At 57.1% G+C, this 15251-nt stretch carries 16 protein-coding genes; 8 read left to right on the forward strand and 8 right to left on the reverse strand.

From position 1 onward, the window contains the following. Positions 1-63 precede the first annotated feature (63 nt). Positions 64-444, reverse strand: coding sequence for a Co2+/Mg2+ efflux protein ApaG (gene apaG / locus DKK66_RS19475; protein WP_045848637.1), 381 nt, complete (start codon positions 442-444; stop codon positions 64-66). Between the two features lie 105 nt (positions 445-549). Here apaG and rpe point away from each other — a divergent pair, with 105 nt between their 5' ends. The 4 genes from rpe to trpE all read left to right on the forward strand — a co-directional run bounded on the left by rpe (position 550) and on the right by trpE (position 4277). Next, the gene (rpe, locus tag DKK66_RS19480) at positions 550-1230 is read left to right on the forward strand and encodes a ribulose-phosphate 3-epimerase (protein WP_131360699.1); all 681 of its coding nucleotides are present in this window, start codon (positions 550-552) and stop codon (positions 1228-1230) included. Next, positions 1230-1991: an SDR family NAD(P)-dependent oxidoreductase gene (locus tag DKK66_RS19485; RefSeq protein ID WP_242673527.1), complete on the forward strand. Its 762-nt coding sequence runs from the start codon at positions 1230-1232 to the stop codon at positions 1989-1991. Before rpe ends, DKK66_RS19485 begins: the two co-directional genes overlap by 1 nt. Before the next feature lie 18 nt (positions 1992-2009). Next, positions 2010-2675 (forward strand): phosphoglycolate phosphatase, encoded by a 666-nt coding sequence (locus DKK66_RS19490; RefSeq protein WP_131360703.1) that lies wholly within the window; start codon positions 2010-2012, stop codon positions 2673-2675. 138 nt (positions 2676-2813) lie between these two features. Continuing rightward, on the forward strand, positions 2814-4277 hold the full coding sequence (gene trpE, locus DKK66_RS19495; protein WP_131360705.1) for an anthranilate synthase component I: 1464 nt from the start codon (positions 2814-2816) through the stop codon (positions 4275-4277). Positions 4278-4331: 54 nt separating this feature from the next. Here the strand turns inward: trpE and DKK66_RS19500 are convergent, their stop codons facing one another. Then, positions 4332-5036, reverse strand: coding sequence for a LytS/YhcK type 5TM receptor domain-containing protein (locus tag DKK66_RS19500; protein WP_165494238.1), 705 nt, complete (start codon positions 5034-5036; stop codon positions 4332-4334). Positions 5037-5167: 131 nt separating this feature from the next. Further along, entirely contained in the window at positions 5168-5863 is a 696-nt protein-coding gene (locus DKK66_RS19505; RefSeq protein ID WP_131360709.1) for a hypothetical protein, read from the reverse strand. A gap of 362 nt (positions 5864-6225) precedes the next feature. Here DKK66_RS19505 and DKK66_RS19510 point away from each other — a divergent pair, with 362 nt between their 5' ends. The 4 genes from DKK66_RS19510 to DKK66_RS19525 are packed head-to-tail and all read left to right on the forward strand — an operon-like array spanning position 6226 to position 10741. Further along, positions 6226-8115, forward strand: a complete 1890-nt coding sequence (locus tag DKK66_RS19510) for a lytic transglycosylase domain-containing protein (RefSeq protein WP_131360711.1) — start codon at positions 6226-6228, stop codon at positions 8113-8115. Positions 8116-8140: 25 nt separating this feature from the next. Then, positions 8141-9088, forward strand: a complete 948-nt coding sequence (locus tag DKK66_RS19515; RefSeq protein WP_131360713.1) for a complex I NDUFA9 subunit family protein — start codon at positions 8141-8143, stop codon at positions 9086-9088. Beyond that, positions 9088-10320 (forward strand): multifunctional CCA addition/repair protein, encoded by a 1233-nt coding sequence (locus DKK66_RS19520; protein WP_131360715.1) that lies wholly within the window; start codon positions 9088-9090, stop codon positions 10318-10320. The genes DKK66_RS19515 and DKK66_RS19520 overlap by 1 nt, the downstream gene beginning before the upstream one ends. 46 nt (positions 10321-10366) lie before the next feature. Beyond that, positions 10367-10741: a lysozyme inhibitor LprI family protein gene (locus DKK66_RS19525; RefSeq protein ID WP_045848627.1), complete on the forward strand. Its 375-nt coding sequence runs from the start codon at positions 10367-10369 to the stop codon at positions 10739-10741. Between the two features lie 39 nt (positions 10742-10780). Here DKK66_RS19525 and DKK66_RS19530 read toward each other — a convergent pair whose 3' ends face one another. From DKK66_RS19530 to motB, 5 genes are read right to left on the reverse strand one after another with little or no spacing between them, the layout of a single operon-like run. Continuing rightward, positions 10781-11479 (reverse strand): N-acetylmuramoyl-L-alanine amidase, encoded by a 699-nt coding sequence (locus DKK66_RS19530; protein ID WP_131360717.1) that lies wholly within the window; start codon positions 11477-11479, stop codon positions 10781-10783. Next, the gene (locus tag DKK66_RS19535; protein WP_131360719.1) at positions 11473-12276 is read right to left on the reverse strand and encodes an RNA methyltransferase; all 804 of its coding nucleotides are present in this window, start codon (positions 12274-12276) and stop codon (positions 11473-11475) included. The genes DKK66_RS19530 and DKK66_RS19535 overlap by 7 nt, the downstream gene beginning before the upstream one ends. A gap of 3 nt (positions 12277-12279) precedes the next feature. Continuing rightward, positions 12280-13602: an HDOD domain-containing protein gene (locus tag DKK66_RS19540; protein WP_045848625.1), complete on the reverse strand. Its 1323-nt coding sequence runs from the start codon at positions 13600-13602 to the stop codon at positions 12280-12282. Then, on the reverse strand, positions 13589-14335 hold the full coding sequence (locus DKK66_RS19545) for a class I SAM-dependent methyltransferase (RefSeq protein WP_131360721.1): 747 nt from the start codon (positions 14333-14335) through the stop codon (positions 13589-13591). Before DKK66_RS19545 ends, DKK66_RS19540 begins: the two co-directional genes overlap by 14 nt. A gap of 6 nt (positions 14336-14341) precedes the next feature. Next, positions 14342-15244 (reverse strand): flagellar motor protein MotB, encoded by a 903-nt coding sequence (gene motB / locus DKK66_RS19550; RefSeq protein ID WP_045848623.1) that lies wholly within the window; start codon positions 15242-15244, stop codon positions 14342-14344. Positions 15245-15251 lie beyond the last annotated feature (7 nt).

A 15251-nucleotide genomic window follows, 5' to 3' on the forward strand; every position in this document is an offset into this window, starting at 1 on the left:
AGTACAGTGGAAACCAATCTTCAAGACCCGCAGGTCAACAGCACACGCATACAGTCCTGATGTCTAGTGCAGCACGCGCGGCGCCACCAGTGTCATTTCCGGGATGGTGACATCAAAACGCGTACCGTCATCGGCCAGCATCTGGTAACTGCCGCGCATGGAGCCATACGGTGTTTTCAGATGGGTGGCGCTACTGTATTCGAATGTCTGGCCAGGCTCCAGCCGTGGCTGCTCGCCTACCACCCCCATGCCGCGCACTTCCTGTTCCTGGTTATTGGCGTCGCTGATGATCCAGTGCCGACTGATCAGTTGCGCCGGCTCGCTTCCGGTATTGGTCAGGCGGATGCGATAGGCAAAGACGTAAATGTCCGTGGCCATATTGGATTGCTCGGCGACATAGTGCGGCTCGGCCTCCACTTCAATCCGGTAGGTTTTGTCAGCCATCTTCATTTCCTTGTGGTGGGTACTGCATTTTATCGCGCCATGCTCCGGTGGCGCGGTAGAATATGCGCCTGTTTGATGAATCCATCCGTGATTGCAAGGTAGACCATGCGCGACTTCCGTATTGCCCCCAGCCTCCTTTCCGCCGACTTTGCCTGTCTTGGCCAGGAGGTACGCGACGTCATCGCCGCCGGAGCCGACATCATTCATTTTGATGTCATGGACAACCATTATGTCCCTAATCTGACCGTTGGCCCGCTGGTTTGTGAAGCCATCCGTCCGCACACCACCGCGCCGATCGACGTGCACCTAATGGTCAAGCCGGTGGATAGCCTGGTGCCGATGTTTGCCAAGGCCGGCGCCGACATCATCACCTTCCACCCGGAAGCCTCCGAGCACATCGACCGCACCCTGGGCCTGATCAAGGAGTCCGGTTGCAAGGCAGGCCTGGTATTCAACCCGGGCACATCGCTGTCCTATCTGGACCACGTGATGGACAAGATCGACATGGTACTGATCATGTCGGTCAATCCGGGCTTTGGCGGCCAGTCCTTCATTCCGCATGCGCTGGAAAAAATAGCTGCTGCGCGCCAGCGTATCGACGAGTATACCGCCAAGCACGGTGGTGAAATCTGGCTGGAAGTGGATGGCGGGGTGAAAGTGGACAATATTGCTGCCGTTGCCGCGGCTGGTGCCGACACCTTCGTCGCGGGTTCCGCCATCTACGGCCAAGCGGACTACCAGGCCGTGATTGCCGCCATGCGTGCCGAACTGGCCAAGGTGGCCTGATGCAAGCCGCCATCATCAGCGGTGCCTCACGCGGCTTGGGCCTGGCCTTGACTGCCGACCTGCTGCAGCGCGGCTGCATGGTGGTGGGCCTTGCACGGGAACACAGCCCGGCGCTGCAACAACTGGCCGCGCGCCATCCGGAGCACCTGCATTTCCTGCGTGCCGACATGGCGGACAGCGACAGCCTGCACGGCATCATGGCCGAGGCCTTGCAATGCCTGCCGCTGGAGCAGATTACCCAATTGCTGCTGATCAACAATGCCGGCGTGGTCAGCCCCATTGCCAGTGCCGGTTTCTACCCCACAGCCGAAGTATCGCGTGCGCTGGCCATCAACCTGACCGCACCCATCTTGCTGACCGATGCACTCTTGCGACTGACCGACACGCTGGAATGCGAACTGCGCATTGCCTGCATTTCCTCAGGCGCTGCCGTCAAGGCCTACCCGGGCTGGGGCATCTATGGCAGCAGCAAGGCCGGGCTCGATCACTTCTGCCGCCATGTGGCAAGCGAACAGCAAGCCGGTAACGTACGCATTGCCGCCATCTACCCTGGCGTGATTGACACCGACATGCAGGCCAGCATTCGCCAGAGCGACCCGCAGCAGTTCCGCGAACTGGGGCGCTTTACCGCGCTCAAGCGTGATGGCGGCCTGAGCACGCCACAACAGGCGGCCCGCAAGATTGCCGACCACCTGTTCAGCCCCGGTTTCGGCACGGAGACCGTGCTGGATATCCGCCAATTGCCCGACCCAACCGAATAAGCACTAGCAATCCAAGTCATGAACCTGAAACACATCAAAGCCCTTGCCTTCGATCTGGATGGCACCCTGGTTGACTCCATTCCCGACCTGGCCGCTGCCGCCAATGCCATGCGTGAGCATCTGGGCCTGCCCGCTCTCAGCGACCTGCGCATTCAGGAGCATGTCGGTGACGGCATTGCCAGCCTGGTCCACCGCGCCATTACCGACGAACGCCACGGACAGGCTGATGCAGCAGTCTGGGAACAGGGCTTCAACTTCTTCGTGCGTTACTATCACGCACACCTGACTGACAACACCACGGTATATCCCGGCGTGCGTGATGGACTGGGTTTGCTGCGCGCCTTGCAACTGCCGGTGGTGGTGGTCACCAACAAGTCGGAATACCTGGCAGTCCCGCTGCTGGAACAACTGGACCTGCGGGATGCATTCAGCCTGATCATTGGCGGCGACACCCTGGCCGAGAAAAAACCTTCTGCCCTGCCCTTGCAGCATGTTTGCGATGTACTGGGTGTCCAGACCAGCGAACTGGCCATGGTGGGCGACTCGGAAAACGACATCCTGTCCGCCCGCGCAGCCGGTGCTACCGCCATTGCCGTAAATTACGGCTATGCCGATGCCAGCCAGTTGCAAGCCGACCTCGTCATCGGCAACCTTGCCGAACTATACGATTTGATGAAAAAATAAAGCTTCCACTTTTCATTCCACATGGATAAAGCCTGCATCATGACTTTCCTGCCCGCACCGGCCAGTTGGCGATGGCAACGCTAAGCCACATTCTGTCCATCCCTTTTGCTTTCAATCCGGTTTCAAGGTAGCGCACGCATGACGCATGAAGAATTCAATCAACTGGCCCAGGCCGGTTACAACCGCATTCCGGTCACCCTGGAATTGTTCGCCGACCTGGACACCCCGCTGTCCGTGTATCTCAAGCTGGCCAATCAGCCCTACTCCTATCTGCTGGAGTCGGTAGTGGGTGGAGAGCGTTTCGGGCGTTACTCCTTCATCGGCCTGCCCGCCACCACCCGCCTGCGCGTCAATGAACACAAGGTGCAAGTGGAATATGGCGACAAGGTGATCGAACAATATGAAGGTGACCCGCTGGCCTTCATCGAAACCTTCCAGCAGCGCTTTTCTGCCCCGCCGATAGAAGGCCTGCCGCGCTTTACCGGCGGCCTGGTGGGTTACTTCGGCTACGACACCATCCGCTATGTGGAAAAGCGCCTGGCCAACACCCGCAAGCCCGACCCTATCGGCACACCGGACATTCTCCTGATGGTGTCCGAAGAAATCGCCGTGGTGGACAACCTGTCCGGCAAGCTCTACCTGATTGTCTATGCCGACCCGGCCGTGCCCAATGCACTGGCCAAGGCAGAAAGCCGCCTGGCACAACTGCGTGCCCGCTTGCGTGAGCCCCAGGACATCCCCTTGTCACTGCCATCGCAAATCAGCAAGGCGGTTTCCGAATATGGTCAGGAAGAATTCAAGCAGGCAGTGGAAAAGTGCAAGCGCTACATTGTGGATGGCGACATCATGCAGGTAGTGCTGGCACAGCGCATGCAAATGCCTTATGCCGACTCGCCACTGACTTTGTACCGGGCACTGCGCAGCCTGAACCCGTCGCCCTACATGTTCTTCTACCATTTCGACGACTTCCATGTCGTAGGCTCTTCGCCGGAAATCCTGGTACGCCGCGAACAGGAAACCGTCACCGTGCGTCCGATTGCCGGCACCCGTGTGCGTGGCAAGAACCGCGAAGAAGACGAAGCACTGGCTGAAGAACTGCTGGCCGACCCCAAGGAAATTGCCGAACACGTGATGCTGATGGACCTGGGCCGCAACGATGTGGGCCGCGTTGCCAATACCGGCTCGGTCAACATTACCGACAATATGGTGATCGAACGTTATTCCCACGTGATGCACATTGTTTCCAGCGTGGAAGGCAGCGTAAAACCGGAAGTCTCCAATATCGACATTCTCAAGGCCACCTTCCCTGCCGGTACCTTGTCTGGTGCGCCCAAGGTGCGGGCGATGGAAATCATTGACGAATTCGAGCCTACCAAACGCGGCGTCTATGGTGGTGCCGTCGGCTATCTGGGCTTTAATGGCGACATGGATCTGGCCATTGCCATTCGCACTGCCGTCGTCAAGAACAAGATGCTCTATGTTCAGTCAGGTGCAGGCATCGTGGCAGACTCGGTGCCGGAATCCGAATGGCAGGAAACGCAAAACAAGGCCCGAGCGGTGATTCGCGCGGCCGAACTGGCCCAGGCCGGGCTTGATGCCTGAGCAAGCAATCATGCCTTGAAAGAAACAAAGCAAACCCCGCCACGGCGGGGTTTGTCATGTTGCATGCAGTGTTTGCTGCAAGGACTGACGTACCCCTGTTCGTAATAAAAACAGAAAAACGGTCATCATAGGGATGGTTACCATCGGCCACGCCACCAGGCGAAATAGCAAGACATTGAACCCGGAAAACCATGCATCTCCCATCATGAAGAACCATAGAGTAGCCGACACCATGGATACCGTAATTTTATTCAAACAAATAAATAAAATTTCGCTTGCCGAAATATTTTCCAAACGAGTATACAACATCGTCGAAAAAAACAAACCGGCCAAAAAATAAAACACCAGATCCAAAAACATATACAACATCCACGCCACCCCCCCCAACTCCAGATACAGCATCAAAATCCTGTATAAACACCCAATAAGCAAAATGACAATGCCTTTACGAAACCCCAGAACAACACCTGCCAAATAGACAAAGTCATTACTCATATTAAATACAACATTACTCAGAACAATACAACACACAGCCAAAATTACGCTTATAAGCATCATCAAAACAAACATCAGTAATGCATAATTGCGCCGAAAAAACCCAGGAAATACGACTGAAGAGAATGACTCCAAAACACCATTTTTTGATAGGGCAAATAAAACATACATCAACAAAAATTGTAATATTACATAAAAATATGATTGAACAATATAGCCGTAATGGTATTGGAATAGCATAATCAAATCACTTATCTGATACATGTCATCTCTCCAATATAGCATCAACATTCAGCCTCACAGGCCATTGCATACAAGTAATCAATCAGCCACTCACTTTGGCAATATCAAGAAAACTCTTTAGACACAACGCCAAACAGGATACCACCTCCCGCTTACACAAGCATAAGCCGTTGATATTTCCAGAAATCCAATCGCATGCAATAGACAAATCCAACCAATAATGGCAACGACAAGACTGGCCAACTGAATAGCCTAAACACCAGCACATGAAAAATGATATTCCACGAATCCGAAAACAAAATTACAAAAACACCTGCAGAACATATACTAGCCAACAGCTTGTTCACTGCAATAAACCAAAAATCTTCCCAGCCCATATTTTTCAAATCAACATTAAGCACCCTACGAACCAATATACCACCCAAACCGATAATCAGCATATCCAGAAGCTTTTGAAATAAAGCGATATCCAACTGCACATCACCAGCCTTGCTCAGACTAAAAACAAAGCCAAGCAACAGAACAAAAAATGTACGCACCGGTGTCAACAACACCCCTGCCAGAAAAATGAAATCATTCCTGACAAAGAAAATTCTGTCCTTATAAAAGGAAATTGAAACAAAAGAACTAATCAAAAGCATTAATACAACCAGAATGAAAACATAAGTATCAAAAAATTTAACATTGCGAGAAGGGTAAAAACTGAAAAAATCATCCAAAAATACATATCGACCGACTGACCACAATATAATAAAAACAGCAAAATGCATGAATATAAATGGCATGTTAAAAAATATCAAATTCGCATAATATAAAACCACTCCCCACAAAGAATAATCAGCAAACATATTCACTTCCACAAACCTCCACGCCCATAAAATCTGGCGTATGAAATAGTGAGACTCTATGAACGAAAAGAGCTCCATCAGATCACAAGCAGATTATGCGCACGTCCAATTACCGCTTGCGACCGAATTGATTGAATAAAATTGCAAATTTATCCTCTGTCATGGTGGTAATGAATCAGAAAATTCTTGGAATTTGTCATTCACAAGCAACGCTGGCCTGCAAGGCAGTAGCACATTCAGCATCGAAGGGGTGGCAGAAGCGGGTATAATCATCCAGTCAAGCTCGTACGCCAAGGCATGCCATTCCTTATGTGACACGGCGAGACTGAGACTGACCGACCATCAAAGAGAAGATCCGTTACATGACCCGCCCGTCCCGCACACTACAAACCCTGACCCTGATCTACGCTCTGGCGACCTCTTTGCATGCCATGGCGAACAGTAATGATGAATTGATCGCCGCCCGCGACGCTTACCGCAGCAACAATCTGGGCAAGCTCACCGCCATTGCCGGCGAACTACCCGCCAGTTACATCCTGAAAGACTATCCGTCCTACTGGCTTACCCTGAAGGCACTGGACCGGGACAATGACAGCCAGGTGATCGGCTTTCTGAACAGCGTGCGTGAAGGCTGGATGCCGGAGAAAATCCGCAATGAATGGCTGAAGAAACTGGGCAAGCGGGAGGACTGGGACGGCTTTGCCGCTGAATGGAAAAAGCTGCCGGCGGAGGGCCGGGATGAGGAGTCCACCTGCTATGGCCAGCTGCTGGACCTGCGCCAAGGCAGAAAGCCGGACGATCTGGACCGTTTTCTTGACATGCGCGCCGCACCGGATGGCTGCAATCAGCTGATTACCGCAGCAGCCGCCAAGGGCTGGCTGACACAGGACTGGCTGTGGCGGCGGGTGCGTCTGTTACTGGCCGGCAATTTTGTCTCGCAAGCCAGACAACTGGCCGATGCCACCAATCTGCCGCTGAGCAATGCGATGCTGAGCAGTCCGGCCACGGCCAGTGCCGACACCCCTGGCGGACAGGAAGCGATGGTGTTTGGCATCGTCAGCAAGTCCCGCAGCGACCTGGGCGGTGCGGCCAGTCGCCTGGCTGCCGTGGAAAGTTCGCTCAGCAAGGACCGCAGTGCCTTTGCCTGGGGTCAGCTCGCGCTGCTGTCAGCGCGCAAACAAGCCATGGGTCAGGCTTTGCAGTGGTATGCCAAGGCCGACCCGCAGCAATTGACTGCCGATCAATGGGAATGGTGGGCACGTGCAGCCCTGCGCGGCGAGCAATGGGCTCTAGTAGAACAGATTACCCGCAACATGCCGACCAACGTAGCCAGCAAGCCGGCTTGGCAGTACTGGCGCGCCCGCAGCCTGAAACAACTGGGCCGTGGCAGCGAGGCTCCGGCTCTGTTTGTCAAAGCCAGCATCGGCCACCATTACTACGCCTTGCTGTCGCTGGAGGAGCTGGGCAATACCCTGTCCACCCCAGCCAGCAAGACTGTCCCCGGCAATGCTGATATTGCAGCCATGCGCGCCAACCCGGCCATTCAGCGTGCACTTGCCTTGCTGGACATCAGCAATAACGAAGGACGTGCCGAATTGCGCAGTGACGCGCAACGTGAATGGCGCTGGGCCATGCGTGGTCGCAACGACATGGAACTGCTGGCTGCGGCAGAAATCGCCCGTCGCGCAGCGTTCTACGACATGGCCATCTACAGCGCCGAACGCACCAGGGAAGACCACGACTACTCCTTGCGCTATCTCACCCCGTATCGTGACATCACCCAGCGCTATGCACGCCAGCTGGATGTGGACGACGCCTGGGTTTACGGCCTGATCCGCCAGGAAAGCCGCTTTATTGTGGTGGCACGCTCCGGTGTGGGTGCCTCCGGCCTGATGCAGTTAATGCCCGCCACCGCAAAATGGGTGGCCAAGAAGATGGGCCTGGGCAACTTCTCGGTGAATGACATCGAAACCAATGTGCAGCTGGGCACCTGGTATTTGCGCTATGTGCGGGACAATCTGTCCGGCAATGAAGTCATGGCCACTGCTGCCTACAATGCCGGCCCGGCACGCGCCCGCGCCTGGCAGGACAGCCGCCCGCTGGATGGCACCATCTATGCAGAAACCATTCCATTCAGCGAAACCCGCGACTATGTTCAAAAGGTGATGGCCAATGCAGCCTACTATGCCAGCACCTTCGGTCATGACAATATCTCGCTCAAAGCCCGCATGGGTACCATCCCAGCTCGTTAAACCAAAGCAGAAACAGGAGAAAACAATGCATGAGCAGCGCATTTGCCTGATTGGCGGCAGTGGTTTCATTGGCAGCTACATTGCCGAGCGACTGGCAGAACAAGAAGTGTCGCTCACCATTGCCACCCGCAATCGCGATCGTCACAAGTCCTCGCTGATTGTCTTGCCCAAGACCGAACTGGTATCCACCAATGTGCATCACCCGCTGGCCTTGCAGGAACTGCTGGCCGGCCACGATGCAGTGATCAGCATGGTCGGCATTCTGCATGGCTCGCGCAAACAGTTCGAAACCGCACATGTGGACTTGCTGGACAAGATTATTGCTGCCTGCCACAAGCAAGGCGTACGGCGCATCATCCACATCAGCGCGCTGGGTGCTGACCCACATGGTCCCAGCGACTACCAGCAAACCAAGGGCATTGCCGAACAGCATTTGCGTGATAGCCGACTGGAGTGGACCATCCTGCGCCCATCGGTGGTATTTGGCCGTGGCGACAGCTTCCTTACCCTGTTTGCCGGCCTGCTGGACAAGCTGCCGCTGCTACCGCTGGCCGGTGCTGGCACCCGCTTTGCGCCGATCTGGGCGGATGACCTGGCGCGCGCAGTCGTCGCCTGCCTGCAGCAGCCACACACCATAGGCCAAAGCCTGGATCTGACCGGACCGGCCAGCTACACCCTGGCCGAACTGGTCGCTTATGTCGGCCGCCTGCGCGGCACGGTGCGTCCCGTCATCCCGCTGCCCGATACCCTTGCCATGCTGCAGGCCGGGCTGATGGAAATCCTGCCCGGCCCTACCCTGATGAGCCGTGATAATGTCCGCTCGCTGGGTGTCGACAATGTCAGCCCGCACCCCTTCCCCAGCGCAGTACTGGGCTTCAGCCCCACGCCGCTGGAAGTGGTGGCACCGCAATATCTGGGTCAGGACGAATTCAATCTCGTTTTGTCGGCGTATCGCCGGGAAGCCGCACGCTGATGCAGATTTACATGGTTGGCGGCGCGGTGCGCGACCGTTTGCTGGGACTGCCGGTAAAGGACCGTGACTGGGTGGTGGTAGGGGCCAGCGTGGAAGCCATGCTCAAACAGGGCTACAAACCGGTGGGCAAGGACTTCCCTGTTTTCCTGCATCCGCGCAGTCACGAAGAATACGCACTGGCACGCACCGAGCGCAAAACCGGCAAGGGCTATCACGGCTTTGCCTTTCATGCCGATGAAAGCGTGACGCTGGAGCAGGACCTGGCGCGGCGCGACCTCACCATCAATGCCATTGCCGAAGACGAGCAGGGTCGGCTGATTGACCCGTATCACGGCCAGCAGGACCTGCAGGCCGGCCTGTTGCGTCATGTCAGCCCGGCCTTTGCCGAAGACCCGGTGCGTATTTTGCGCCTGGCCCGCTTTGCCGCCCGTTTCGGCTTTGCCGTGGCGGATGAAACCCTGCTGCTGATGCGCAATATGGTGGCAGCCGGTGAGGTCGATGCGCTGGTGGCCGAACGGGTGTGGCAGGAAATGGCCAAGGCACTGATGGAAGACAAACCATCGCGCTTTTTTCTGGTATTGCGCGAGTGCGGTGCCCTGCAACGCATCCTGCCGGAAATCGATGCTTTGTTCGGCGTGCCGCAACGGGCAGACTACCACCCGGAAATCGACACCGGCGATCATGTGATGCGTGTCATCGACATGGCCGCCAGCATGCAGCAGCCACTGGTGGTACGGTTTGCCGCCCTGACCCACGATCTGGGCAAGGCGCTGACACCGGCCGATGTGCTGCCGCGCCATATCGGCCATGAGCAGCGTGGTGAAAAACCCTTGCTGGCACTATGCGAACGGCTGCGTGTACCGGCGGAATGCCGTGATCTGGCACGCATCACCGTGCTCAATCACACCAAGATTCACTGCACAGCTGAAATGAAGCCCGCCACCATCTTGCGGCTGTTCAAGGACTGCGACGCGCTACGCCGACCCGAACGTTTCCGCCAGATGCTGTGTGCCGTGCTGGCTGACGCCCGCGGCCGCCTGCATTTTGAAGACTGCGCTTATCCGCAAGTGGAGTGGATGGAGCATTTGCTGCAAGCCGCACTGGAAGTGGACGCCGGAACCATTGCCCGCAGTTGTGACGACCCGCGCCAGATACCGGCCATGGTGGAAAAGGCGCGTATTGCCGCCATCACCAAAGCACGCCAGGACTTGCCAGCAGCGACAGCCCGATGATGCCGATGTGCTAAACTGTGCACCTTCCCAGCCCAGGAGAACCCATATGAAATCCTTGCTCAGCCTGATTCTGCTGGCATTGAGCGCCAGTGCACTGGCCAACTCTGCCTGTGATAAGCCCAAAAACGATTTTGACGGCCTGTACTGTCTGAACAAGGTGTACAGCCAGGCAGACAAGGACCTGAACGAAAGTTATGGGGAATTGGCCAAGCAACTGGATGCGGATGGCAAGAAGCTGCTGAAGGCCGGACAGCTGAACTGGATTCGCCAGCGCAATGCCGACTGTAGCTACAGCGATTCGCGTGGCTTCTTTGTCAATCTGGATTGCGCCACCCGCACCACCATTGATCGCCTGCAGTTCATCAATGATCGCAAGCGCGAGTGCAAGAGCGCCGGCTGCATGAACAGCAAGCTGCAATAAGCCTGTGCCGCTCCACACCAGCCCTGCTGCCCTGGCGCATCAGGGCTTTTTGTTTGCCTCTGCCAGCGGGCAACGCAAGGCACCGGCTGCAATGGCACGCGCCATACGGTTGGCCACAAGGGGCGATGCCAGGCGGACTTCTTCCTGTGGATTCACAATCACACCGTGTTCAATCAGCACGGCGGGCTGGCTGGCGGTCTTGAGCACCACCAGGTCATCAAACCAGTAAATGCCCAAGGCGGCATCGGCCAGCGGGCGATTCTCACCGGCAATCGGTTCGGCGTGATGCAAGGTGGGTCGTTCACCCGCCTCTTGCAAGGACAGGGCAATCTGGCGGGCACAGGCCAGGCTTGTTTCAGCAAACGGGTTCTTGCGTGACACAAACAGGGAATAGCCCTGAAAACGCCCTGCTTCCGGCAAATACTGCGGCTGCACCGAATCGTGGTGTACCGAAAGCAATAATTGCCGTCCTTGCGCCAGCTGGGTGCGTTCGGTCAATTGCCTGATATTGCCCTGCTCGCCAATCACCGCCACATCCACACCTTGCTCACGCAGCATGCCGGCCAGCAGCAAACCGGCGCGCCGGTTGAAGCTGAACTCGGTCTGACCACTGGCGCTGCGCGCACCCGGTGCCTGCAGGGAATGGCCGATATCCACCGCCACCGATTGCAACGCGGCAGCCGTGGCCGGCACAGCGAGTGCAGCACCCAGACAGATGGCAAGCCAGGATTTCAGCATGGTTTTACCGCTTCTTGCTGTCTTACCCGCTCGAACAGGCAGACAGTCGCCGCCATCGCCACGTTCAAGGATTCGGCATGCCCCGGCATCGGAATACGAACCCGGGCATCGGCCAAGGCCAGCAAGGCCGGGCTGACACCCGCACCTTCATTGCCGAATACCAGCGCCACCGGGCCGGTCAGATCCTGGCTATACAAGGAAGAGCTGCCTTCCAGATAAGTCACCAGCTTGCGGCCGGAAAATTGTGTCAGCGACACTGCCAGATCCACCTGTTCGTGAATATGCAGCACAAAATGGGCGCCCATGCCGGCACGTAACACCTTGGGCGAGTAAACATCGACACAGCCCTTGGACAACAACACCTCACGCACGCCGGAGGCGGCAGCACAACGCAGGATGGTGCCCAGATTGCCCGGGTCCTGGATGTCCTCCAGCACCACGCGCGCGGCATCCGGCGCAGGCTGGGGCGGACACGGACGCTGGCACAGTGTCAGCAGTTCGGGCGGACTGGCCAGTGCACTCACTTTGGCCATGATGCTTTCAGGCAGCATGATGACGGTGACAGCGGCAGGCATACGGGTAAGCAAGGCTTGTACTTCGGGGTGGGCGCTGGCTGTTTCATTCAGGTACAGGCGCTGCGGCGGCTGCCCTGCATCCAGCGCCGCCGCAGTCAGATGGATGCCTTCGAGCACCATCACACCCTGCTTGCGCCGCTCCCGGCTGTTTTGCACCAGCCGGGTCAGCTGCTTGATTTCGTCGTTATGGGGCGAGCTTATGGTTTTAACGGTGTACAACATGCATCAATGGTGCGGCGTCAGCCGGGCCACCAGTTCCTTGAAGCGGTGGTAGCTGGTGTCGTCAATCACGCGTCCGCTGCGGCCATTGTCCACATAGAACACCCCGACCAGACGATGGCCAAGGTACAGACTCATGATGGCGAATTCGCTATCACCGATATGATCGAAAAAGTCATCCTGGTATTTGCGTACCAGTTGATTACGCACACTCTCCGGTGCGTGGAAGCTTTGTGCCTTGCTGGTGAGCAAGGTAAAGAAGGTGCCCGGCTCCAGCTCTACCGCCAGCTTGCGCAGGGCATGGCCCTCAGCCAGACCCACCTGGTATTTGAGGCGCAGGCTGTGGCTGTCGTGGTCGTAGCGGTAGTACAGCACGCGTTCGAACTTAAGGTCGTTCGACAGATGCCGGATCGATTCGCGGATGCCTTGCTCCAGCTGGTCCGGGCTGGTCAGCGCCACTGCCTTCTTCATTTCAGGCCGCTTGTATTCGCCTTCGATGAACAGCAAGGCCCGCGCCGGGTAGGTATACGCCGGTGCCCGCGGTTGACGCGCAACCGTCAGGCAGGCCTGGACCACACCCAGATAGACCTGCTGCTGGCTGATACCGATCAGCTTGCCCACCACGTCCAAACCCACATTCCACGGCCCGCGCCACCAGCCCTGCTCCAGAGTATTGGCCGTGGCCACCGCCAGCTTGAGCAATTGCTTGCGCTTGCTTGGCGCACCACCACCCAGCAAGGTCAGCAGGCCGACAGGCAGCGGGACGGCACGCACAAACTGCTCCAGCAACTTGGAATAGTCTGTCTCGAAATGGTCGGCCACTTCTTGCAGCAAGGGCTTGTCCGGCAACTGGTTGCGGTAAATCAGGTACAGACAAGCAGGCAGGTTGTAGATCAGCGCAGCGACAAAGCAGTCTTCCACCTTGTGCTCGCCGGAAATCGACAGCCATTCCTTGATGATGAGCGCTGCCACCCGGCTACGGCCCAGCCAGTCTTCTACCGCTTCCACCACTTCGGCATCCAGCTTGTCCGGAATGATGTGCATGGCAGTCAGTTTGCCAAAACGCCCCACCACCGCCTCCAGCCCCATCAACATCAGGGTCTGCTCGACAGAAGGAATGGATTCATTGCGCTGCAAGGCACGCGAACCGCCCACCACCCGCAGCAGATCAAACAGCAGCAGCGGGTCGGACAGGCAAAGATTGGCCAGATCAGTAAAACTGATCAGGTCGTTGTTACGGGCACAGGCGTCCCTGACACCTTCCAGCGTGCCAGGCAGAATCGGCCAGCGTCGTTCGGAGATGGACTGAAACCAGTTAGCGAGATCCATGAGGGTGGCACCAGATCAGCAATTCTTTCTGCAGCGGTCCGCCAAGCGGAATCCGGCTATCAGGTTGGACATCGGGAACCGTGAAGGTATTGCTCACCAGGACGCTGGTGGGCGCACCTTCGGTCAGGAATTTTTGCCAAACACGCGGCATGGGTGCAGGAGACAAAAAGGCATAGACCACATCGTGCCTCCCCCAGTGCTCCTTCCAGAAACTGCGGCAGCCGAACTCAAGCCTGGCCGGACGACGGGCAAGATGCCAGCGCAACCACGCCATCAACCAGCTGCCCCAGGCATTTTCCAGTGCCAGGATGTGCAGATCGGGGCGCAGCAGCGCCAGTTGCATGGCCAGTCGGCCATCTCCACAACCGGCCTCCAGCACCCGGGCATCCTGCGGCAGATAAGCAGCCAGCTTTTCAGCAACCTCGTGGGCTGAGCGATACAGCGGTACCCGTTCGGTAAGGGCGTTGCGTCCCAGCGCCAGGGTCAACAGCAGGCCGGATAGATAAACCCAGGCAGGCAAACCCAGTTGCTGCAACAAAACCACCGCAGGCACAAACAGGCCATGCGCAAACTTCTGCCAGCCCGGCAAGCGCCAGACATAAGCCAGCAACACGGCAAACATCGCCTGCAAGATGGCCCAGGCCTGCGGCTGTACCGCCGGTGCGACAAAGAACCAGGCCAGCAAAGCCGCCAGCAATTGCAGCAGCACATGGCGCAACAAGCCCAGGCGCATGCGGACTTATTCTGCCTTGGCCGGGGCGGCTTCCGCCGGGCCGATCGGACCGATGGGTTCCTGATTCAGCGGCGGCTTCACCCCGTCGTTCTGGATGGCCTGCTCGGCATCCTTGTTGAGCACCACAATGGTGATGCGCCGGTTTTCCGGGCTGAAGACATTGCTCTTGATCAGCGGATTGGCCGCAGCCACACCCACCACGCGCATCACCTTGTCGTCCTGCAGGCCACCGGCCACCAGCTCACGCCGCGCGGTATTGGCACGGTCAGCCGACAACTCCCAGTTGCTGTAACCATTCTGTCCATTGCCAAAAGGCGTGGCGTCGGTATGGCCGGAAATGCTGATGCGGTTGGGAAGCTGGTTCAGCTGCTGGGCCAGTTGCTGCAGCAGCACGCGGGTATGCGGCAACATGCGCGAACTGCCCGAGTCAAACATCGGACGGTTCTGCTCATCGACAATCTGGATTTTCAGCCCTTCCGGCGTCATTTCCAGCTTCATCTGGTTCTTGTAGTCCTTCAGCACCTGGCTTTGTTCGACACTGGACTGGATTTTCTGCTGCAGATTATCCAGCGCCTGCTTTTCCAGTACCTTGCGCTCCTGCTCCTTGCTGCTCTTGTTGACCTGACCGGCCTTCTTGGTCAGGTCGTTACCACCGCCCTTCACCACCGAGGTGGCATCACCGGCACCATCGCCACCGGACATGGCTACTTTCAAGGGCGTCTTGAAGTATTCGGCAATGCCATTGAGCGTGCCTTGCGAAGCAGAACCAAGCAGCCACATCAGCAGGAAGAACGCCATCATCGCCGTCACGAAGTCGGCATAGGCAATCTTCCAGGCACCGCCATGATGGCCGTGCCCGCCTTTTTTGATGCGTTTGACAATAATGGGGCGTTGCGATTCGTCAGCCATGATCCAA

It is taken from the genome of Aquitalea sp. USM4 (genome assembly GCF_004328945.1).
Classification (GTDB): Bacteria; Pseudomonadota; Gammaproteobacteria; order Burkholderiales; family Chromobacteriaceae; genus Aquitalea; species Aquitalea pelogenes.